The following is a 21,409-nucleotide window of genomic DNA, read 5'->3' as shown; positions in this document are numbered from 1 at the left end:
GAACCGAAGGTCCGTTTCATTCAAAATTCTGAAGCGATCCAATCCACGATCCGCTTGATGCGGGTCTGGCCCAAATGGTGCTTTGCCCAAGAGATATAGAGCCCGTCATCAGAGGGGTCAGGATCGACCCAAACCTCCACCAGATTCTTTGACTGGAGATCATTTTCCACCATGTAGGTCGGCGCGATTGCCAGGCCGTGACCCCCGATGGCAGCATCGAGAGCCAAGGCAGATCGGTCGAAGTTGAGTATCTTATGCGTGTCTCCATACCCCGTTTCATCGATCAGCTTTTCCCACCGCCGGTGCGCGTCCTGAAGCAGCGGCAGCGTCAGCAAAGTCTCCAGCCCCATCGGCCAATCAGGTCGCAGAAAATCTGGACTGCATACGGCAATGAGCCGGATATCAGTCAAGCGGCGCGACCCAATCCAATGACCATGCGTGTGCCCGTCAAGCAAATGCCTCCAAAAGATCTGACGACATTCGCACTCTGCTCTCGCATAAGGCCGCAGGACTTGCGACAGATAGGCCTCGCTCAAGAACTCTCGATCTGGGATAGGCAGACCAGGGCATAAATGCGCACCGCGACGTGCTGGCCGTTTTCTTCCGGGTTCGGGAAGCGAGTCGTACCGGTTTTCGAAGCTCCAATCCTTATCGCGCCATTTGAGAAACAGGCGCTGAGTGTGCTCCTGGTGGAGCTTTGCTGCTGCCCCAACTTGGCTTTCAATCTCCGGACGGCACAGAGAGGCAAGACCGCTATGCCACTGCAAGCTCTGTTCACCCAGCGCCGGCGCCAAACGCCCATTCGGTCAGAACCTGCGTATCACGTCTGGAAAGACAGCAAGATCGATCTTCGGTTTATCCAATGCGCGTGCCGCATAGACATGCAAGATCTTATCATAGGGCTCCCGTTTGCGATTTGGTTTACCATCCAGGTTCGCTCGCAATGGTTTTGTTGGGTCGATCTTTCTACCCCCTGACACGGAAGTGGCCTCCCCTTGGCAATCAAAAAATTGTCCGCTCCCGCCTCGCGCGAGCGCTCAGTTCATCGCAAACAGTGTCCATCGCGGGCCTGAGCGCGTCGAGAGACGGTTTCACATAGCGCTGTCCGGTGATCGAAAGCGGTGTGTGGTTCAGCACACGGCCAACTATCTCTTCGAGTATCCCTGCTTCCATTGCCACTGTTGCAAAGGTTCGACGGTGGGCATGACAGGACCATTGCATGCGCTCAGGTCCCTTCAGATGACCTGTGGGGAATTTGGGTGACGGAAACACCCATTGCCGATGCAGACCGCGCACAGGGGCCAGTATCTCGTGATGTACCTGTGAGATGGGAAGAACAAAGCTGCGCCCATTCTTGGTCATCGGGAAATGGATGTGATCTTCATGGATCTGTCTCCATTCCAACGTCAAACCCCCGGTCTTGCGAAAGCCTGTGAACAAAAGCAGCTCGTAGAAAAACTTATGAATGGGGTTGTTGAGATGGTCCACTGTTTGACGCCAGACGCACTGATAATCGATGATCTGCCCTTTCTAGTTTTTCTTCATACCATTCAATGGCCATCGTCGGGCTTTCCAGCAAGTCATGAATATGAAGCGCATAGATCCAGACCGTCTGGAATTACTTCCAAAGGTGGCTTGCCGAAGATGGCGTTGCCGCCATCGCTCTGTGATACTTATCAATCGTCGACTTGTTGATCTCATCCAGTGGCAAGCGCAGCCAATCTTCCAAATGCAGCTCGAACTGCGGGCGCACGCACGACCGGTGAACCTCAGCCCGAAGCTTTGTGCGGGCAAGGTAGATTCCCATGGCTGTCTCTAGCGTCGGCGCTCCGATCTGAATACGCTTACGGGCTCCCCTGCCCCAGTCCAGCGCATATCCCAGTGCACCCTGGCGTTTGGTATCTGCCGAGATCATCGGATGGCGCGCGATTAATACCCGTCGCGTTTGGCCCCCAGCGTCTTTCTGATAGTACCTGGTCTTTGACTGTTTCCCGACAAAGAGAACAAGCTCCTTTATCTCGCCATCTCAGTGTTTGGCGGTGCCCTGTTTTGTCTGCGGAACCTTCAGTGCGAATGTCTCTGTGAGCTTCGACATTTTCTCGGCTTTTTGTCGGAACGGGTATGATAGCAACTGCGACCAATTGATACGCAGTGAAATTGATCATCATTGTATGGAAGAAAAGGTCTTACCACTACACAACGCCCTCTCAGCACGGACGCTGAGTATTCCATGCACTCACGATCGCCAAGAAGCGAAATCATTCCGATACACGCTTTTTCGGACGATATTCGTAGTGCCCCCAAAGCCCCGCTCAAAATGTGCTATCCTTCAAACATCCGCCGACAGGCGCTGCTCGCTCTTCCTCGGCGGATATCACACGGGGGATTGATTGATGACCGAATTTGACCTCGGCACGTATAGTCGTGCCATAACAACTTCATCCGATAAAGCTCAGGAACTTTTCGACCAGGGTCTGGTCTGGTTGTTCGGATATAATCATGAGGCCGCAGCCGCCTGTTTCGAACAAGCACTCACATATGACCCGAAATGTGGCATGGCTCATTGGGGTGTCGCCTATGCCATTGGCCCCAATTACAACAAGCCGTGGGAGTTTTTTGAGCCCGATGAAAAAGCCGCAACGCTCGAGAAAGCCCAACAGTCAATCGAGGCGGCTATGGCTTTGCGCAAAACATCTACGCAGGTCGAGGCCGCTTTGATCGAAGCGATATCACATCGTTTTCCTTCGGACCCCGATATTGAGGATTACACACCTTGGAATGACGCGTTCGCGGACTCAATGCGTGAGGTCTATTCAAACAATCCAGACGATCTTGAGGTCTCATCCGTATTTGCCGAGGCTTTGATGAACCGCACCCCATGGCAGCTTTGGGATTTGAAGAAAGGGATACCTGCCGAAGGGGCTTCGACCAAAGAGGCACAGACCGTATTGGAAACAGCGTTTGATAACCTGCCTAGCGCTTGGGACCACCCAGGGCTGCTGCATATGTATATCCATCTGATGGAGATGTCGCCTACACCCGAAAAGGCCCTGCGACACGGGGATCGGCTGGTCGATTTGGTCCCAGATAGCGGACACCTGGTGCATATGGCCACGCATATCGATGTTCTTTGTGGTGACTACCAGAATGTCGTCTGGCGCAATCATCGAGCCGCAGCCGTTGATCAGAAGTACGAATTGATGGCAGGGGGCGAGAACTTTTATACCGTCTATCGTATCCACAATGTGCATTTCGAAGCCTACGGCGCCATGTTCCTCGGGCAGCCTGAAAAGGCACTCGCTGCATCGGAAGAGCTGATGCGGATGCTGCCTGACAATGTGATCCGGTTCTTCCCAGACCTGTTTGAATCTTTCTATGGCAAGAAGGTCCATGTCATGGTCCGATTTGGGATGTGGCAGGAAATTCTGGATGAACCACTGCCCGAAGATGCCGAACTATACAGCTACACAACGGCCGCGATTCAACAGGCACGCGCGGTCGCACTTGCAAACCTGGGACAGCTGGACGCCGCCAAACAAGCACGTGAAGTGGCTGTTGAGGCGCGCAAGGCGGTGCCCGAAAGCCGTCTGGTCTTCAACAATACAGCCGAGGATGTTTTGATGATTGGCGAAGCCATGATGGATGGTGAGATCGCTTTCAAATCCGGAGACCAGGAAGGCGGACTAACCCATCTACGTCGGTCGGTCGAACTGGATGACGCATTGGTCTATGACGAACCCTGGGGCTGGATGCAGCCGACGCGCCACGCGTTGGGCGCATTGTTGATGGAGGCTGGTCAATTTGACGAGGCTGAAGCGGTCTACCGCGCCGATCTGGGCCTAGACGATACGCTGGCGCGCGCCTGCCAGCATCCGCGCAATATCTGGAGTCTTCATGGCTTGCACGAATGTCTGGTGCAGCGCGGCGAAGAGACTGAAGCGCGGCATATCAAACTCCTGCTGGATCAGGCGGTGGCGCGCGCGACGGTTCCGGTTCACGCATCCTGCTATTGCCGCAGCAAGGTGAGAGCTGCCTAGCCGTCCTCACCTATGTAGTGGTTGTAATTTGTTCAGACCCGTGGGCAAATCTGTACTGGTTTGCCCCCCAACGACGTGTAAAAATTATTTGATAAAACTATTATATTTCTGTCATGTGAGCGCCCTACACCCGCTGAACGAAATTGCATTCCGACAGCCAGGAGCTATCCATGAAAGACTTCGATCCTACAAACATGTCCGCCGATGATTGGGATGAGCTGCACTTCCCTCGCCCCGAGGAAAACGATTTTGATCGCGTCGTCGAAAGTGCTGTCTCTCGCCGCGGATTTCTGGCGGGTGTTGTAGCATTCGGATCGGGTGCTGCAGCCATGGGTGCAGGTCTATTGACCTCAACCGCAGCACAGGCTGTTGGAGCTTCGCGCTTTGCCTTCACCCCGATCCCTGCCCAGACCGATGGCACCGTCCACGTGCCCGAAGGCTATGAGTGGAAGATGCTGATGCGCTGGGGTGATCCGCTGTTTTCGGAAGCGGACGGTTATGATCTGACCGATGGTGGTTCGGTTGAGAACTCTGACAAGATCTTTGGTGAGAACACCGATGGGATGGAAACTTTTTCATTCCAGGGTCACGAGTTGATTGCGATCAACCACGAATATCCGAACCGAAAGATAAACCTGCCTGCTGCACAGGAGGGAGTGCCTGCCAGCGCAGATGACGTTCTGAAACTCCAAAACATTCAGGGCGTGACCGTGATGGAGATCAAGGAAGGCCCTGAGGGCTGGGTGGCAGTCAAGGACAGTCCTTTTAACCGCCGGATCCACCATAATACGCCGATGAGGATCGCCGGCCCTGCTGCGGGGCACGAGTTGCTGAAGACCGAATCTGATCCCACCGGCACCGCGGCGCTGGGTACGATGAATAACTGCGGCTCGGGCAAGACGCCTTGGGGCACCTACTTGACCTGCGAAGAGAATTTCAACGGTTACTTCGGCTCCTCTGACGAAAATGCCCGCTACGACCAGAAGGTTGCAGATGGCATGAAGCGCTATGGCATCAAGGCCAAAAGCTGGAATGGCTACGAGTTGTTTGATCCACGCTTTGACACCTCGAAAAACCCTAACGAACCACATCGCGCAGGCTGGATCGTTGAAATCGACCCGACCAAGCCCGACAGCACCCCGGTCAAGCACACCGGTCTGGGCCGCTTCAAGCACGAAAATGCCGAGGTGACGCTGGCAGCCGACGGTCGTGTCGTGGTCTATATGGGCGACGATGAGCGCGGCGAGTACCTTTACAAATTCGTCTCGAACGCTGCCTACGCTCCCGGTGTCGACAGCGAAAACCTGCTGAATGACGGAACACTTTTTGTCGCCAAATTTAACGACGACATGAGCGGTGAATGGCTGCCTTTGACGCCCGTTTCTACAAGTATGGATGCGGCCGAGATCCTGATCTTTACCCGTATGGCCGCTTCGGCAGTGGGCGGCACCACCATGGACCGCCCGGAATGGGTGGCCTCAAGCCCTGTTGCGGTTGAGGCCTATTGCTGTCTGACCAACAACAAGAACCGCGGCGTGAAGCCAAATGCTGGTGGCGACAATACGTCGGCCAACGGTCCAAACCCGCGCGACGCCAACAAATACGGTCAAATCGTGCGCTGGCGCCCAGCGAATGAGGATCACGCGGCCACTGGCTTTGATTGGGACCTGTATGTCATGGCCGGAAACCCGACCGTACATTCGGACGACCGCGCTGGTTCAGCGAACGTGAATGAGGGCAACCTGTTCAACTCGCCAGACGGTATGGCGATCGACTCGACAGGTCTGGTCTGGATTCAGACGGATGGCAAAGACAACAACGAAGACGATTTCGCTGGCAATGGCAATAACCAGATGTTGGTTGGTGATCCGGTCACCGGCGAGATCGTGCGCTTTATGACCGGTCCTAATGGCTGCGAGGTCACCGGCCTGGCCTGGTCTACCGATCTGCGTACCATGTTCGTGGGCATCCAGCACCCCGGCAGCAATTGGCCCGATGGAGGTACGCCACGCTCATCGGTGATCGCGATCAAACGTACCGATAACGGGCTTGTTGGCTAAACCGGTCCAATGAGTGAGAGCGCCCTCGAACTCGGGTTCGGGGGCGTTTTCAGCTTTGGCTCAGATATCCTCACCCGGCGGGTCAAGTAGCCCCCCCGGGACAAGCAGGGCACGCTCGGATAGCCAGGGATTCAATTCCAGTGCATGGTTCAGCGCCGCGCGTGCCTCATCTAAGCGCTTCAGCCCCAACAGCGACAATGCCCGCCCGCTGAGCGCCGCAACATGGTTCGGCGAGAGCGCTATGGCCCGGTCCAGATCAATCAGAGCCGCCCCATAGTTTTGCTGCAAGTAATTGACAAAGGCGCGCTGGTTGTACCCTTCGGCATATTCAGGACAGTAAGCAACGAGAGCATCGAACTCTGCCAACGCTCCAGCCAAATTCCAGGCCTCACGCATGGACATTCCACGATCCAACAAGGTTTGCGACCTCGCATCCGGAGCATCGGTCCAGAGCTGCCACATCTGGCCGGAGATGCCTCGCGCTTCTTGCTCGGTCGAAGCATCTTGAGCCTGCGCGATCAGAGAGTCGATCCCAGAGATATGGTCGGGTGCGACCGGGCAGTCAGCGGTGGCCTGCACAGCAGAGACGGCAAGCAAAACGGCAAATGCGAGTTTCATCCCCTCTAACCTGACCCCCAGAACCCATAGGTCAACCGTTTTCTAGCGGGGCGAGTAACCCCGTTTCTTTCACCGCCTCCATCGCCACGAAAGTAGAGGTATTCGCAACATGCGGCAGGGATGAGATTTTTTCGGCCAGAACAGTGCGGTATTCCGACATCGAACGGGTACGTATTTTGAGCAGGTAATCGAAGTTTGACGCGATCATGTGGGCCTGTTCAATCTCGGCAACCTTACGCACAGCCGCGTTAAACTCAGCCAGCGCCTTTTCGCGTGTATCCGTCAGACGCACTTCGACAAAGGCAACATGATCAAGGCCCAAACGGATCGGATCAAGCATGGCCCGGTATCCTGTGATGATCCCGTCCGCCTCAAGCCGCTTGAGTCGTGCTTGTGTCGGGGACTTCGATAGGCCGATCTTGCGCGCAAGATCTGTTACCGAAATGCGACCATCCTCGGCCAGCGCCGTGAGGATGGCCTGATCGAACTGATCAAGACCGGACAAGTCGTTTCGCATCATCTGCCCCCGTAAATTCGGTCTATTCGACTATCAGAATAAAAAATTCAGTCCATTCTCCCGCTCAGGACCAGTTATATTAGGCAAAAGCCCCGGAGTACACATGTCACATAGCCTGCGCACCAAAATCGATACCCAAACCTACGTCGAGCAATCCACCGTGCTGGACGCTTTGATCGCTCAAGCCGACCTGTCACAAACTGACCGCGCCGACATCTGTAAGGCGGCAGCGCAGCTCGTGCGCGACATTCGCTCCAGCACGTCGCCCGGTATGATGGAGGTGTTTCTAGCCGAATACGGCCTGTCCACCGATGAAGGCGTCGCGCTAATGTGTCTTGCCGAGGCACTGTTGCGTGTCCCCGATGCGGACACTATCGACGCATTGATCGAAGACAAGATCGCGCCATCGGACTGGGGCAAGCACTTGGGACAATCATCCTCGTCGCTGGTGAACGCCTCAACATGGGCGCTGATGCTGACCGGGCGCGTTTTGGATGAGGACAAGACTTCGCCAGTGGGCGCTTTGCGCGGGGCAATCAAACGTTTGGGCGAGCCGGTGATCCGAACTGCTGTGGGTCGTGCGATGAAAGAAATGGGGCGCCAATTCGTTCTGGGCGAGACCATTCAGTCCGCCATGAAGCGCGCTGTGGGGATGGAGGACAAAGGATACACCTATTCCTACGACATGCTGGGCGAAGCCGCACGGACCGAAGCCGACGCCGCCCGCTATCATCTGTCCTATTCCCGTGCCATCGCCGCCATTGCCGAAGCCTGCACCCACAAAGACATCCGCGAAAACCCCGGTATCTCGGTCAAGCTGTCCGCGCTGCACCCCCGCTATGAACTGGCGCAGGAACAGCGGGTCATGGAGGAGTTGGTTCCCCGCCTTCGGGCTCTGGCACTGCTTGCAAAGGCCGCGGGCATGGGGCTGAATGTCGACGCAGAGGAGGCCGATCGCCTCTCCCTGTCGCTGCAGGTCATCGAAGAAGTCATGGCCGAGCCTGCACTGGCAGGCTGGGACGGGTTCGGCATTGTCGTACAAGCCTACGGTCCGCGCGCCGGTCTCGTGTTGGATACGCTCTACGAGATGGCCGAGCGTCATGACCGCAAGCTGATGGTGCGGTTGGTGAAGGGCGCGTATTGGGACACCGAAATTAAGCGCGCTCAGGTCGAAGGCGTCGATGGGTTTCCGGTCTTCACCCAGAAGGCAGCGACCGATGTGTCCTATATCGCCAATGCCCGCAAGCTGCTGGATATGACCGACCGCATCTATCCGCAATTTGCCACCCATAACGCCCATACGGTCAGTGCAATCCTGCATATGGCTGACGACCAACCGTTCGAATTCCAGCGCCTGCACGGAATGGGAGAGACCCTGCATCAGATCGTTCGCGACAAGCAGAGCGCCCGCTGCCGTATCTACGCACCTGTCGGCGCGCACCGTGACCTGTTGGCCTATCTGGTGCGGCGTCTGCTGGAGAACGGAGCGAATTCGTCCTTCGTCAACCAGATTGTTGATGAAGATGTCGAACCGGAAATTGTAGCGGCAGACCCGTTCCAAGCCGTTCAGACACCTGCAAAACCACTGCCGACCGGACCAGAATTGTTTGCACCCGAGCGTCCGAACTCGAAAGGGTTCGATTTGCATCATACGCCGACACTGGACCGGGTCGACATTGCGCGCGATGCTTACCGCGCCCATCACTGGTACGCCCGGCCATTGCTTTCGGACGACGCTCAGCCCGATTCAGATTTGCCTGTTATCAACCCCGCCCGGCCACAGGACCGCCCGGGCTCAGTCGCTGTTGCCAGTCCGACCGATGTCGAGCTGGCGCTTGCCAGTGCCTGCCCATGGCAGGCCAAGGTAGCCACCCGCGCTGAAGTCCTGAACAAAGCCGCCGACCTCTACGAGGCGCATTACGGCGAGCTATTCGCCCTGCTCGCTCGCGAAGCCGGGAAATCTGTACCCGATGCGGTTGCCGAGCTACGCGAGGCAGTCGACTTCCTACGTTACTACGCCGCCAATATTCCGGCGGCCAAACCTGCCGGGATTTTCACCTGTATCAGCCCTTGGAATTTCCCTCTGGCGATCTTCACGGGGCAAATTTCGGCCGCGCTGGCAACTGGCAACGCCGTGCTCGCCGCCCCTGCCCCGCAAACGCCCCTAATAGCACATCGCGCTGTTCAGTTGATGCACGAAGCAGGCATCCCGCGCGATGTTCTGCAACTGTTGCCCGGAGGACCAAAAGTGGGCGCAGCGCTAACGTCGGACGAACGCGTCTCGGGTGTGGCCTTTACCGGTTCGACCGCAACCGCATTGAAAATTCGGTCTGCAATGGCACAGCATATGCGTCCCGGCACACCTCTGATCGCCGAGACCGGCGGCATGAACGCCATGATCGTGGACAGCACCGCCTTGCCGGAGCAAGCCGTGCAATCGATCATCGAAAGCGCTTTCCAGTCAGCGGGACAACGGTGTTCCGCCCTACGCTGTCTCTATCTGCAGGAGGATATCGCCGAGGATGTTCTGACAATGCTGCAAGGGGCAATGGACGCTCTGCAAGTTGGCGACCCTTGGCTGATCTCAACCGATTGTGGCCCAGTCATTGACGAGCAGGCTCGTCAGGGTATCGCAGATCACGTCGCCAAAGCGCGCGCAGAGGGGCGGGTTCTGAAAGAACTCTCTACCCCACCCGAAGGTACGTTCATCGCACCAACTCTGATCGAAATCCCCGGCATCTCAGCCTTAGAACGTGAAATATTCGGGCCGGTGCTGCATGTCGCCCGTTTCAAGGCGCAAGAGATCGACAAGGTTATCGCAGAAATCAACGCCACAGGATATGGCCTGACTTTCGGCTTACACACACGGATCGACGATCGCGTGCAGCATGTGACCGAAGCGATCCACGCCGGCAATATCTATGTCAACCGCAACCAGATCGGCGCAATCGTTGGCTCACAACCGTTCGGTGGTGAGGGTCTTTCGGGCACTGGGCCCAAAGCGGGCGGACCGAATTATATGGCGCGGTTCTGCGCCACGGATCGGCAGAATTCTTCGGGACACTGGGACAGTGCGGCAGAGATGAACGCACCCGAAGGACAACCTGCCCCACCTCGCACGCAATCGCTGCCCGGCCCAACCGGCGAATCAAACCGATTGACCGAATATGCGCGTGATCCACTCTTGTGTATGGGCCCTGGACCCGATGCAGCCGAGGCACAGGCGCAGGCTGTTATAGGCTTGGGCGGAACGGCAGTCCGGATGGCCGGAGCGCTGGATTTACACCGGCTTGAAAACCTGACCGGTTTCTCCGGCGTTCTGTGGTGGGGCGACGACGACACCGCCCGCCAGATCGAGCAGCATCTGGCCCGGCGCAATGGTCCGATTATCCCACTGATACCCGGTCATCCTGACCGTGCGCGTGTTCTTGGCGAACGCCATGTCTGCGTCGATACGACCGCTGCCGGAGGTAATGCCGCCCTACTCGGAGGTGCGGCATAACCGGGCCTTGACGCTGGGCGGTGAAAAGCCCAGCGTCGCGCCATGTTTCCGATCCGCGATCATAACCCTTCGGGGCGTACTCCGTATGTCGTCTATGCCCTTCTGGCGGCAAATATCCTGATCTTCCTCGGCTATGTAGGGATCATGAACGATGCGCGGGCCATGAATCGGCTCTACTTCGACTACGCCGTCATTCCTGCACGGATCACCGACGGCTATGGGCTCGAGACGCTTGTGACTTCAATGTTCCTGCACGGGGGCTGGATGCATTTGGCCGGGAACATGCTGTTTCTATGGATCTTCGGCGATAATCTCGAAGATGAAATGGGGCATGTTCTGTTTCTTGTATTCTATCTGCTGGCGGGGATCGGCGCGGGGCTTATCCACGTTGTCTCGGCACCTGGCTCTTTGGTGCCGACAATCGGCGCTTCCGGCGCAATTGCTGGGGTCATGGGCGGTTATCTTCTGCTTTTCCCAAAGGCGCGCGTCGATATCCTTTTGATCCTGATTGTCTATATTCGGATATTCACCATCCCGGCTTTTGTCATGCTTGGGGTCTGGCTGGGCCTTCAGTTCTTTGGAAGCCTGTCCAGCAATCCTGATGAGGGTGGCGTTGCCTATTGGGCCCATACCGGAGGGTTCTTTGTTGGCCTGATCCTGTGTGTCCCTCTTTGGCTCAAGCGCGGAGGCCCTGGATTCTGGGACCGCACCCATGGCCATCCTCCACACCCGGGACACAAGTATAAGCTGTCGCAATCACGTATTCCCAAAGTGCCGCGCAAGTAATCGCGGTTCACTGGCTGGGCGATCTACCTCCGCTCAAATGAGTAATCTCCTGTGCCGCCTTACGCACCAGTGTTCCCAACTCAGGCGCGCGTTCGCGGCCGAACCGCACAGTTGGGCCGGACACTGAGATGCCTGCGCAGGGTTCGGCGCGATCATTGAAGATCGCCGCGCCAATGCAGGACATGCCCTCGTAGCGCTCTTCATGATCGTAAGACCAGCCGCGCCTACGGGTCTCCGCCAGATCGTCATGCAGCCCTGCTTGGGGGAGATTGGTGTTCTCGGTAAAGGCAATCAAGTCAGTCCGAGCCAACACCTTGTTTAAACTTTCCTCGCTCAGAGCAGCCAGAATCGCCTTTCCCGTACCCGAAGCATACATTGGAGTTCGCGCACCTGGCGGAAAGAAGGCCCGGATCGGATTTTGTGTTTCAACCTGCCCGACAAAGACAACTTCTGGCCCATCAGGCACCGCCAGATTAGCGGTCTCACCACTGTCCAGCATCAGACGACGAAGGATCGGCCTACCAATCTCGAGAACGTTATTGCGTCGAAGGAAAGATGCACCAGTCCGGTAGGCTTCGATACCGACCATCCACTCTTGCCGCTCTTCGTCGAAACTGACGAACCCGTGCTTCTGCAATGTCACCAGAATACGGTGCGTGGTGGCAGTTGGTACATCGACCACGCGCGCCAGGTCACTTAGCGCGACACGTTCCAGCCCGGCGACGGTTGTAAGTACGCCCAGCGCTCGGTCCAGCGACTGCATGGTTCCGGCTGAGCTTTCCTTGAACATCGATTTCGGCCGACCACGAGGCCTTTTCTGAGACTCCATTTTCTAGCTCACCTTCCGATATTAGCGTCCATACTGATTCAAGTTTTTCAGATCGCTATTCCATGGGAATAAAATTGAGAAACTAAATTCCCATCCATTTCATCGCCTTATCTATTTAATGAATAAAATGAAAATGTTTTTCAAGAAAATTGCAACCTAAGCCAGTTCCAGCGACACTTATTTCCAAAGCAGAGGATTGAGTCATGTCGAACCAAAACCCGGTCTTTATCCCAGGCCCAACCAACATACCTGATCGCTTGCGCCTTGCCATGCAGGTGCAGACACAAGATCACCGCGCCCCGGATTTCGTTGAAACTTTCGCCCCGGTGCTGGAGGATACAAAGAAGGTCTTCGGCACGACCGAGGGTCAGATCATCACCTTCCCCGCCAGCGGCACCGGGGGTTGGGAGGCAGCGATCACCAATACGCTCAGCCCAGGAGACAAGGTTTTGGTTGCGCGTTACGGCGTTTTCAGTCACCGCTGGATTGACCTGTGCGAACGGCATGGGCTGGACGTTCAGATCGTCGAATGCACGTGGGGCACTGGTGCACCTGCAGACCGCTTTGAAGCGATCCTGTCAGCTGACAAAGCGCACGACATCAAGGCCGTTTTGGTAACCCACAATGAAACCGCAACCGGAGTGCGTTCTGACATCAGCTCCGTACGGCACGCTATGAACGCGGCAAATCATCCAGCGATGATGTTTGTGGATTGCGTCAGCTCGCTGGCCTCGATGCCATTTGAATTCGATCAATGGGGCGTCGATATCGCTGTCTCGGGATCGCAAAAAGGGTTCATGCTGGCGACTGGCATGGCAGTCTTGTGTGTTAGCCCCAAGGCGCTGGCGGCAATGGAAACTGCGAAACTGCCCCGGACATTCTTCGATTTTCGTGACATGATGGCGGCCAATGCCTCGGGTGGATTTCCTTACACGCCTCCGTTGCAACTGATCTACGGTATGCGCGAAAGCCTGAAGATGTTGTTCGAGGAAGGACTGGACAATGTTTATGCCCGCCACACGCGCCTGGCCGAAGGGGTTCGACGCGCGGCCAACGCATGGGGGCTGAAACTCGTCGCGCAGACTCCGGACCTATATTCTGATACTGTCAGCGCGATCTATGTGCCCGAAGGGTTCGACAGTAACGAACTGACCGACCATGCCTTTAACTCCTACGGCGTTTCGTTCGGCATCGGGTTGGGAGAGTTGAATGGCAAAGCCTTCCGGATCGGCCATCTGGGCAGTCTGACGGATGTAATGGTTCTGTCAGGTTTGGCCACGATAGAAATGGCGATGGCCGATCTGAATTATCCAATTGAGCTGGGCAGCGGCGTCGCGGCGGCACAAGAATTTTATCGCGCTGGAACATCCGGCCACGCCAAAGCTGCAGCCTGAGGAGGACCATAATGTTGGATCAAATCCCAGTTGCTGACCTGACTATTGAAGATATGCTGGCAGCGCATGAAAGGATCAGGCCACATATTCGGCGCACGCCGGTTATGACGTCTGATTACCTAAATGACCTGACTGGCGCACAGCTGTTCTTCAAGTGTGAGAACTTTCAAGAGGCCGGCGCTTTCAAAGTGCGAGGAGCCAGCAACGCTGTCTTTGGTCTAAGCGATGAGATGGCAACCAAGGGCGTTTGCACCCATTCCAGCGGTAACCACGCTCTGTCACTGTCATATGCTGCGGGTCGCCGAGGTATTCCTTGTAATGTGGTCATGCCGCGAACAGCCCCGCAAGCCAAGAAAGACGCAGTACGTCGCTATGGTGGTACGATCACCGAATGCGAGCCTTCAACCTCTTCCCGCGAAGCAACATTCGCCGAAGTTCAGGCCAGAACCGGAGGTGAATTCGTACACCCTTACAATGACCCGCGCGTCATAACTGGTCAGGCGACCTGTTCGGCCGAGTTGCTGGAGCAAACGGATGGTGTGGATGCGGTAATCGCACCGATCGGGGGCGGTGGCATGGTCTCGGGCACTTGCCTGACTGTGTCAAACCTGGCGCCGGAAACCGCAATCTACGCGGCTGAACCCGAGCAGGCGGACGATGCGTACCGTTCATTCAAAGCAGGTCACATTATCGCGGATGATGCCCCGAAAACGGTAGCGGATGGTCTTTTGGTGCCGCTCAAGGAAAACACCTGGCACTTCGTTTCAAACTACGTGACCGACATCTTCACCGCGTCCGAACAAGAAATCATCGACGCGATGAAGCTCACCTGGAAATACCTGCGGGTGGTGATGGAGCCATCTTCAGCTGTCCCGCTTGCGACCATAATCAAGAACCCCGACACATTCCGAGGCAAGCGAGTCGGAGTGATCATCACAGGCGGCAACGTGGATTTGGACAAACTGCCCTGGCTCAACGGGTAAGGAGAAACAGGATGAATAAACCGATGAACATTGATCAGCTTGAAGTTGGCTACGACATCCCTGCCGCAATCGGCATGGATGAAAGTGAAATTCAGACGCCATGCCTGATCCTCGATCTGGACGCGCTTGAGCGGAACATCAAAAAGATGGGCGATTACGCCAAGGCCCATGGGATGCGCCATCGGGTGCATGGCAAAATGCACAAATCGGTAGATGTGGCGAAGCTGCAGGAAAAGCTGGGCGGTGCCGTTGGCGTTTGCTGCCAGAAAGTGTCCGAAGCCGAAGTGTTCGCCCGCGGTGGTATCAAAGACATTTTGGTGTCCAACCAAGTGCGCGATCCGGCCAAGATCGATCGTTTGGCACGCTTGCCTCAGTTGGGTGCGCGTACGATTGTGTGCGTCGATGACATCGAGAATATCTCCGACCTGTCCGAAGCGGCGCAACGCCACGGGACCGATCTGGAAGTATTCGTTGAAATCGACTGCGGTGCCGGTCGGTGTGGGGTAACAACGACCGAGGATGTCGTTGCCATCGCCAAGGCAGCCGAAGCTGCGCCAAACCTGAAATTCACTGGCATTCAGGCCTATCAGGGCGCGATGCAGCACCTTGATACCTATGAGGCCCGAAAAGAGAAACTGGATGCCGCCATCGCTATGGTCGAAGATGCGTATGACGGCCTAAAGAGCGCTGGTATCGACTGCGAACTGGTCTCGGGCGGTGGGACAGGATCGTATTACTTTGAGGCCAACTCAGGCGTGTATAATGAACTGCAATGTGGGTCCTACGCCTTCATGGATGCCGATTATGGCCGAATTCTCGATAAGGATGGCAACCGGATTGACCAAGGCGAATGGGAGAACGCGCTGTTCATTCTGACCAGCGTGATGAGCCATGCCAAAGCGGACAAGGCGATCTGTGATGCAGGTCTTAAGGCGCAATCAGTCGATAGCGGCCTGCCCTTCATATTTGGACGCGACGATGTGGAATACCTCAAATGTTCGGACGAGCACGGGGTCATCGGTGATCCAAACGGCGCGTTGAAGGTAAACGACAGATTACGGCTTGTACCGGGGCATTGCGACCCGACCTGCAATGTCCATGACTGGTACGTTGGTGTGCGGAACGGAAAAGTCGAAGCGCTTTGGCCAGTCTCGGCACGCGGCAAGGCCTATTGATCATAACAGGAAAGGCAGGCGGCTCAGGTCGCCTGTCTAACCGTAGATCATCAGTACTCACGAAAGGCAAAATAGATGATCATCGTTCCTGAAAAGGAAATCGGCGCTCTGCTGGGCCGCAACGAAAGCTACGAGGCGATCGAACAGGTATTTGCCGCAATGGCGGCGGGAGATGCCTATAATTTTCCAGTCGTGCGCGAAGCCATTGGCCATGCAGATGCGCTTTATGGCTTCAAGGGCGGATTTGATCGGGCGGGCATGACGCTTGGCCTCAAGGCCGGTGGATATTGGCCCAACAATCTGGAGACACACGGGCTGATCAATCACCAATCCACCGTATTCCTGTTTGACCCTGATACGGGCCGGGTGAAGGCGATTGTCGGAGGCAATTTGCTGACAGCCCTGCGCACGGCGGCTGCCTCTTCCGTATCCATCAACCATCTGGCACGTAAAGACGCCAAGGTGATCGGCATGGTCGGTGCGGGTCATCAGGCCAAGTTCCAATTGCGTGCCGCGTTGGAGCAAAGAGAGTTTGAGAAGGTCATCGGCTGGAATCTGCACCCCGATATGTTGCCCAACATCGAAGAAGTCGCGTCTGAGGCTGGACTGCCCTTTGAAGCTGTTGAATTGCCCGGCATGGTCGAGGCGGATGTGATCATCACGATTACATCGTCATTTGCGCCTACTCTGATGTCGGATCATGTATCAGACGGCACACATGTCGCCTGCATGGGCACCGATACGGTCGGCAAACAAGAAGTCGGGGTCGACCTGATCAACCGCGCCACTGTCTTTACGGATGAGGTCGCTCAGTCCATCACACTGGGCGAATGTCAGCACGCAGTCTCCAGTGGATCGAAAAACGAAACCGATATCCGGCAGATTGGTGAAGTCATCAATGGCACACATCCCGGACGGCAATCCGATCAAGAGGTCACACTATTCGATGGAACGGGCGTCGGGTTGCAGGACTTGGCCGTCGCAAGCGCCGTGGTTGAGCTTGCTGTTGAGCAAGGGATCGCGATCGAAGTGGATTTCTAGACAAAAACGCGCGCTCCAATCGGGCGCGCGTTCATCTATGACGCTGGAAGAAGCCGTTCAGCCCCGGATCACTTTGGCAAAATTGTCAAAGATCGGCTCATTCGCACAAATTACTTCGCCATCTTCAAGCACGCTGCCTTCGGGGTTCAGCGCCTGAACGAAACCGCCTGCTTCTTTCACGATGATGATGCCCGCTGCAACGTCCCAAGCGTTGAGCCGGCGTTCCCAGAAGCCCTCATAACGACCTGCGGCGACATAAGCCATGTCCAGAGCAGCAGCACCCCAGCGACGCACACCAGCACAGGCTGGCATCAAACGGGCGAGATCCTGAAGGGTCGCAGGCAGGTCCGAACGGCCGCCGAATGGCAAACCGGTTGAAAAGATCGACTCGATCATGCGGTGCCGTCCCGAGACACGAATGCGCATGTCGTTCATCCACGCACCCTCGCCTTTCTCGGCAAAGAACATCTCGTCCTTGGCTGGGTCATAGATCACACCGGAGACGATCTTGCCCTTGTGTTCGAGAGCGATCGAGACTGCCCAATGCGGCAAGCCGTGCAGGAAGTTGGTGGTCCCGTCCAGCGGGTCAACAATCCAGCGGCGGGTCGGGTCTTCGCCATCAATCGCACCGCCTTCTTCGGCCAGCCAGCCATAAGTCGGGCGGGCACCCAGCAGTTCCTCTTTCAAAATTGCTTCGGCAGCAATGTCGGCTTTGGACACGAAGTCGCCCGCGCCCTTCATCGACACCTGCAGGTTCTCGACTTCACGAAAATCCTTGACCAGAGAGCGCCCCGCTTTCCGCGCGGCTTTGATCATGATGTTGAGATTTGCACTGCCAACCATTTTACATAGGCTCCTGTCCGGTCAAGCCGCGCGTATACTGGGGCAACGCGCCCTTGCCAAGAGGAATGATGCGCATGGCTGATCTGCGTCTGGCGCTATTGCGTCTGCAGCTTGCGCGCCTCAGTCCGAGCCAGTTTTACCAGCTCTTGCACAAAGGGTTTTTCAAGGTCCTCACTGCGAACTGCAGCATAGAGCCTGCGGGTGATCCCGTCTTTGGTCAGTGGGCGGGTTACATAGTCCGAATTGTACTTTACCTCACGCACGACCCAATCCGGCAGAACAGAAATACCTCGGTTCGACGCAACCAACAAAAGGATCACAGCTGTCAGTTCAACCTGACGGATTGAGGCTGGTTCAACACGAGCCGGGATTAGTAACTGGCTGAATACGTCCAGACGTGTCCGTTCGACCGGATAGGTGATCAGTGTCTGACCGCGAAAGTCCTCCGCATCTATGAATGGTTTATCAGCCAGCGGGTGCGAGGACGCCGCAACAAACACGGCTTGATAGTCAAAGAGTTCTATAAACTCGACACCCGGCAAATCTTCAGGGTCGGAGGAGACCACAAGATCTACTTCTTCCTTCTGCAACGCAGGCAGCGCGTCGAACGCGAGACCTGGGCGAATGTCTACATCGACATCAGACCAGGATTTTCGGAAGGCTTCGAGCACAGGGAACAGCCATTCGAAACAAGCGTGACATTCGATCGCAATATGCATACGCCCGGTGCGACCGTCGCGCAGCGATGAAAACTCATCCTGCATTGCCTCGACCTGCGGCAGAATTTGCTCTGCCAGCCGCAACAGTCGCAGACCGGCCGCAGACAGTTTCATTGGCTTAGACCGGCGCAGGAACAATTCAACCCCGGCTTGATCTTCCAAGCCCTTGATCTGATGGCTCAATGCTGACTGGGTAATGTTTAATTGATCAGCAGCACGCGCCAGACCACCACATTCGTGGATGGCTTTGATCGTCCGCAGATGTCGGAACTCAATATGCATATGCTGCGTGACTCATGTTGTTGTTGAATAATATGAGTTTGTCTCACAACGCCTCAGGTGGCACAAGAGCGTAAATGACAGTTACGAGGCCATTATGACCAAGCCTGAGATCTCATTCGAATTTTTCCCGCCCCAGACGCTGGAGGCCTCGTTTCGCCTGTGGGATACGGTGCAGACGCTGGCTCCGTTGAACCCTCGCTTTGTATCCGTCACCTATGGCGCAGGGGGCACGACGCGCGAACTGACACGCGATGCGGTTGCAACCCTGCACAAATCTTCAGGCCTGCCCGTTGCCGCGCATCTGACCTGTGTAGATGCCTCGCGTCAGGAAACCCTTGAGATTGCCGATACGTTCGCACGCGCAGGCGTTCAGGACATCGTCGCGCTTCGCGGCGATCCTCCCAAGGGACATGACCGGTTCCAGCCACATCCGGAAGGATTTGCCAATTCGGTCGAATTGATATCCGCGCTGGCAGAAACAGAAATGTTCAGTATTCGCGTCGGTGCCTATCCTGACATCCACCCCGAGGCACAGAACGCCCGAACCGATGTGGATTGGCTAAAGGCAAAACTGGACGCGGGTGCGGACGAAGCGCTAACCCAGTTCTTTTTCGAAGCCGAGACTTTTTTCCGGTTCCGGGATGCTTGCGAAAAAGCAGGCATTGATAAACCAATCGTGCCCGGAATTCTTCCAATCGAAAACTGGAAAGGGGCACGCAACTTCGCAAAACGCTGTGGAACCCGAGTACCCGAGTGGATCGAAAATGCATTTGAGAAGGCGATCCGCGACGATCGCGAAGACCTTCTGGCCACCGCGTTGTGCACCGAGCTCTGCTCGGACCTGATCGAAGGTGGTGTGGACAAGTTGCATTTCTACACGCTCAATCGCCCTGAACTGACCCGCGATGTGTGTTTCGCATTGGGTATTACACCTCAGACCGAATTGCAGAACGTCGCTTGATCTTGTGGCCTGTCCGGTGGCAAATCTGTCGCTGGGCACACCCACCACTACCGATGTGCGGCACGCCGATTAAAGCGCGGGCGACAATCCAGAATTGATTCCAGAAACTGTTGCTGGGATTAACGCTAATATCTAAGAAAATTTGACAATAATGTGATCGATGGCACTCTGAGCGCAGTGTAGTTTTAATGAGTGTTATCAGTATGGAGCCAGTGAGCAAAGTTAAGGCTCGGGCAGAAGCGTTTCAGGTTCTTGGCCTGCCCACCCACGCCAACGCAAACGACATCAGAGACGCCTGGCGAAATATCGCCTTTCATGATCACCCTGATCATACAGATGGTGACCATTCGGTTTTTTCCAAAGCCAAATCGGCTTACGATTTTCTGCGTAGCGAGGGTCTGACCCGAAAAGGCGTGACGAGTTCGTCGACACCACGTCGTCCACGCCTAAAGAAACGTGTGATCGAACTGGACGCCGATGAGATCAAAGCTTGCCGTGATTTGCTGAATCCCGAATACGTGCTTTCAGATATTTCTGCGATTGACCACGCCGCGACAAGCGACGACCAAGACCAGTCATATGACCATGTGCCAGATGCAATCGGCTGTTTCGGACGTGACCTGACTTACTTCGTCGCGTCTTCTGTCTGTGAGGGTGAAAACCGAGTCGCCTTGCCAACATCGGTTCTGGCAAGTTGCAGAAAAACTGAAACCGAGATTTTGACATTTAAATCCAAAGTTGCGGGTTCGGGTGAAATTGTCATTCCCGACCCCATACGCGAACGGAAGTTTCCCGGTGCTCGAAGCGTTAGGATTCGGTTTGAAGCAGACCAGCAAATGCGGGATTTGTTTGAGTTGGCAGGCTGAGAGAACCTGCCAGAAAAAAAGCCCGGCTGTTAAGGCCGGGCTTATTTTTTTTCACCAATATCAGTTGGACACTGGACCTTCCGAAGTAAATTTCGGGATCACGCTGGTAGACGCCGCGTCGGGTTCGATACCCGGCCAGTTGCCTTCTGCCAAATTGATGTTGCCGGGTACGTCCTCTTCCCAAAAGCCGACGACTACATCGGTGATGTTCAGATACAGTTTGTCATCGACGATCCGCCACAGGTTCGGGTTGGCCGGAACCTTGCCGCCACGCGACACGCCATAGGCGCAGTGTCCATCATATTGCGGCGCATAATAGGCCGGATTTTCGAGAAACTTGTCGCGGTTTTCTTCAGTCGAAAATGCCCAGGTCGCACCGTTATAATCGGCAGTGATGTCAGACTGGCCGCGAACTGCCTCGGGCTGCGATTGACCCACGGCAACTTGATCCAAGTCGCGATAGGCAACGACGTCATACCCTGACACCGCAAATCCGGTACCATCGACATATTGATCTCCTGCGAATGCAGGCATGGCGAAAGCCATAGTCGCTGCAAGGGTCAGTGCAAAGCGTTTCATGTGAATTATCCTCATGTCCTATCGGTGTCTGGGCACCCGTGCTACGGGGCTGCTCAGACAATAGGTGTTTTTGGCCTCGCGCGAAGACCCACTCGCGCCGCTGTGAAAACGAATTGGGAATTGTGAGGTGTATCCGGGGGATTGTTACAAAATTCCCGCGGTGTTTGGGGTTGGACTCCGAGTTCTGCAATATTAGCTGTTGATTTAGCGGTCCATT

At 55.8% G+C, this 21,409-nt stretch carries 19 protein-coding genes; 10 read left to right on the top strand and 9 right to left on the bottom strand.

Features of this window, described 5'->3' with window-relative positions; translation table 11 throughout:
- Window positions 1-20: 20 nt before the first annotated feature.
- The 3 genes from ACR0JR_RS07265 to ACR0JR_RS07255 all read right to left on the bottom strand — a co-directional run bounded on the left by ACR0JR_RS07265 (window position 21) and on the right by ACR0JR_RS07255 (window position 1,915).
- On the bottom strand, window positions 21-455 hold the full coding sequence (locus ACR0JR_RS07265; protein WP_480455608.1) for a LysR substrate-binding domain-containing protein: 435 nt from the start codon (window positions 453-455) through the stop codon (window positions 21-23).
- Window positions 456-1,002: 547 nt separating this feature from the next.
- Window positions 1,003-1,488: a tyrosine-type recombinase/integrase gene (locus ACR0JR_RS07260; RefSeq protein WP_480455607.1), complete on the bottom strand. Its 486-nt coding sequence runs from the start codon at window positions 1,486-1,488 to the stop codon at window positions 1,003-1,005.
- Between the two features lie 130 nt (window positions 1,489-1,618).
- Window positions 1,619-1,915 (bottom strand): hypothetical protein, encoded by a 297-nt coding sequence (locus tag ACR0JR_RS07255; protein ID WP_480455606.1) that lies wholly within the window; start codon window positions 1,913-1,915, stop codon window positions 1,619-1,621.
- Between the two features lie 478 nt (window positions 1,916-2,393).
- Here ACR0JR_RS07255 and ACR0JR_RS07250 point away from each other — a divergent pair, with 478 nt between their 5' ends.
- Entirely contained in the window at window positions 2,394-4,037 is a 1,644-nt protein-coding gene (locus ACR0JR_RS07250) for a hypothetical protein (protein ID WP_480455605.1), read from the top strand.
- Between the two features lie 170 nt (window positions 4,038-4,207).
- Window positions 4,208-6,097 carry a PhoX family protein gene (locus ACR0JR_RS07245; RefSeq protein ID WP_480455604.1) on the top strand — a complete coding sequence of 630 codons (1,890 nt, stop codon included), beginning with the start codon at window positions 4,208-4,210 and terminating at the stop codon, window positions 6,095-6,097.
- Window positions 6,098-6,157: 60 nt separating this feature from the next.
- Here ACR0JR_RS07245 and ACR0JR_RS07240 read toward each other — a convergent pair whose 3' ends face one another.
- Together ACR0JR_RS07240 and ACR0JR_RS07235 are read right to left on the bottom strand one after the other, a co-directional pair.
- Entirely contained in the window at window positions 6,158-6,715 is a 558-nt protein-coding gene (locus ACR0JR_RS07240; RefSeq protein ID WP_480455603.1) for a tetratricopeptide repeat protein, read from the bottom strand.
- A 31-nt stretch (window positions 6,716-6,746) separates the two neighbouring features.
- Window positions 6,747-7,232 carry an Lrp/AsnC family transcriptional regulator gene (locus tag ACR0JR_RS07235; RefSeq protein ID WP_260022948.1) on the bottom strand — a complete coding sequence of 162 codons (486 nt, stop codon included), beginning with the start codon at window positions 7,230-7,232 and terminating at the stop codon, window positions 6,747-6,749.
- Between the two features lie 103 nt (window positions 7,233-7,335).
- Between ACR0JR_RS07235 and putA the strand changes: the two genes are divergently transcribed.
- Both putA and ACR0JR_RS07225 read left to right on the top strand, forming a co-directional pair.
- Window positions 7,336-10,734, top strand: a complete 3,399-nt coding sequence (gene putA, locus ACR0JR_RS07230; RefSeq protein WP_480455602.1) for a bifunctional proline dehydrogenase/L-glutamate gamma-semialdehyde dehydrogenase PutA — start codon at window positions 7,336-7,338, stop codon at window positions 10,732-10,734.
- 42 nt (window positions 10,735-10,776) lie between these two features.
- The gene (locus ACR0JR_RS07225; protein ID WP_480455601.1) at window positions 10,777-11,520 is read left to right on the top strand and encodes a rhomboid family intramembrane serine protease; all 744 of its coding nucleotides are present in this window, start codon (window positions 10,777-10,779) and stop codon (window positions 11,518-11,520) included.
- Between the two features lie 7 nt (window positions 11,521-11,527).
- Here ACR0JR_RS07225 and ACR0JR_RS07220 read toward each other — a convergent pair whose 3' ends face one another.
- Window positions 11,528-12,349 carry an IclR family transcriptional regulator gene (locus ACR0JR_RS07220; protein ID WP_480455599.1) on the bottom strand — a complete coding sequence of 274 codons (822 nt, stop codon included), beginning with the start codon at window positions 12,347-12,349 and terminating at the stop codon, window positions 11,528-11,530.
- Between the two features lie 203 nt (window positions 12,350-12,552).
- On the opposite strand from ACR0JR_RS07220, the gene bhcA reads away from it, so the two are divergent.
- From bhcA to bhcD, 4 genes are all read left to right on the top strand, one after another.
- On the top strand, window positions 12,553-13,743 hold the full coding sequence (gene bhcA, locus ACR0JR_RS07215; protein WP_480455598.1) for an L-aspartate--glyoxylate aminotransferase BhcA: 1,191 nt from the start codon (window positions 12,553-12,555) through the stop codon (window positions 13,741-13,743).
- Window positions 13,744-13,754: 11 nt separating this feature from the next.
- Window positions 13,755-14,726, top strand: a complete 972-nt coding sequence (gene bhcB, locus ACR0JR_RS07210) for a beta-hydroxyaspartate dehydratase BhcB (protein ID WP_480455597.1) — start codon at window positions 13,755-13,757, stop codon at window positions 14,724-14,726.
- Window positions 14,727-14,737: 11 nt separating this feature from the next.
- Window positions 14,738-15,901 (top strand): 3-hydroxy-D-aspartate aldolase BhcC, encoded by a 1,164-nt coding sequence (gene bhcC, locus ACR0JR_RS07205; protein ID WP_319545027.1) that lies wholly within the window; start codon window positions 14,738-14,740, stop codon window positions 15,899-15,901.
- A gap of 75 nt (window positions 15,902-15,976) precedes the next feature.
- A complete protein-coding gene (gene bhcD / locus ACR0JR_RS07200; protein ID WP_260022951.1) occupies window positions 15,977-16,942 on the top strand; it encodes an iminosuccinate reductase BhcD in 966 nt (321 codons plus the stop codon).
- A 57-nt stretch (window positions 16,943-16,999) separates the two neighbouring features.
- Here the strand turns inward: bhcD and ACR0JR_RS07195 are convergent, their stop codons facing one another.
- Window positions 17,000-17,785, bottom strand: coding sequence for an inositol monophosphatase family protein (locus tag ACR0JR_RS07195; protein WP_170472801.1), 786 nt, complete (start codon window positions 17,783-17,785; stop codon window positions 17,000-17,002).
- 95 nt (window positions 17,786-17,880) lie between these two features.
- Window positions 17,881-18,786: a LysR family transcriptional regulator gene (locus ACR0JR_RS07190; RefSeq protein WP_170541201.1), complete on the bottom strand. Its 906-nt coding sequence runs from the start codon at window positions 18,784-18,786 to the stop codon at window positions 17,881-17,883.
- A gap of 94 nt (window positions 18,787-18,880) precedes the next feature.
- On the opposite strand from ACR0JR_RS07190, the gene metF reads away from it, so the two are divergent.
- Together metF and ACR0JR_RS07180 are read left to right on the top strand one after the other, a co-directional pair.
- Window positions 18,881-19,747, top strand: a complete 867-nt coding sequence (metF, locus tag ACR0JR_RS07185; protein WP_170541204.1) for a methylenetetrahydrofolate reductase [NAD(P)H] — start codon at window positions 18,881-18,883, stop codon at window positions 19,745-19,747.
- Between the two features lie 203 nt (window positions 19,748-19,950).
- Entirely contained in the window at window positions 19,951-20,613 is a 663-nt protein-coding gene (locus tag ACR0JR_RS07180) for a J domain-containing protein (protein ID WP_480455811.1), read from the top strand.
- Window positions 20,614-20,673: 60 nt separating this feature from the next.
- Here ACR0JR_RS07180 and ACR0JR_RS07175 read toward each other — a convergent pair whose 3' ends face one another.
- Entirely contained in the window at window positions 20,674-21,192 is a 519-nt protein-coding gene (locus ACR0JR_RS07175) for a YHS domain-containing (seleno)protein (protein WP_480455596.1), read from the bottom strand.
- Between the last annotated feature and the right edge of the window lie 217 nt (window positions 21,193-21,409).

The sequence above is a fragment of the Ruegeria sp. AA3 genome, from assembly GCF_056542905.1.
Note: the sequence above shows the minus strand (reverse complement) of the source record. Positions and strands in the feature narration are given on the sequence as shown.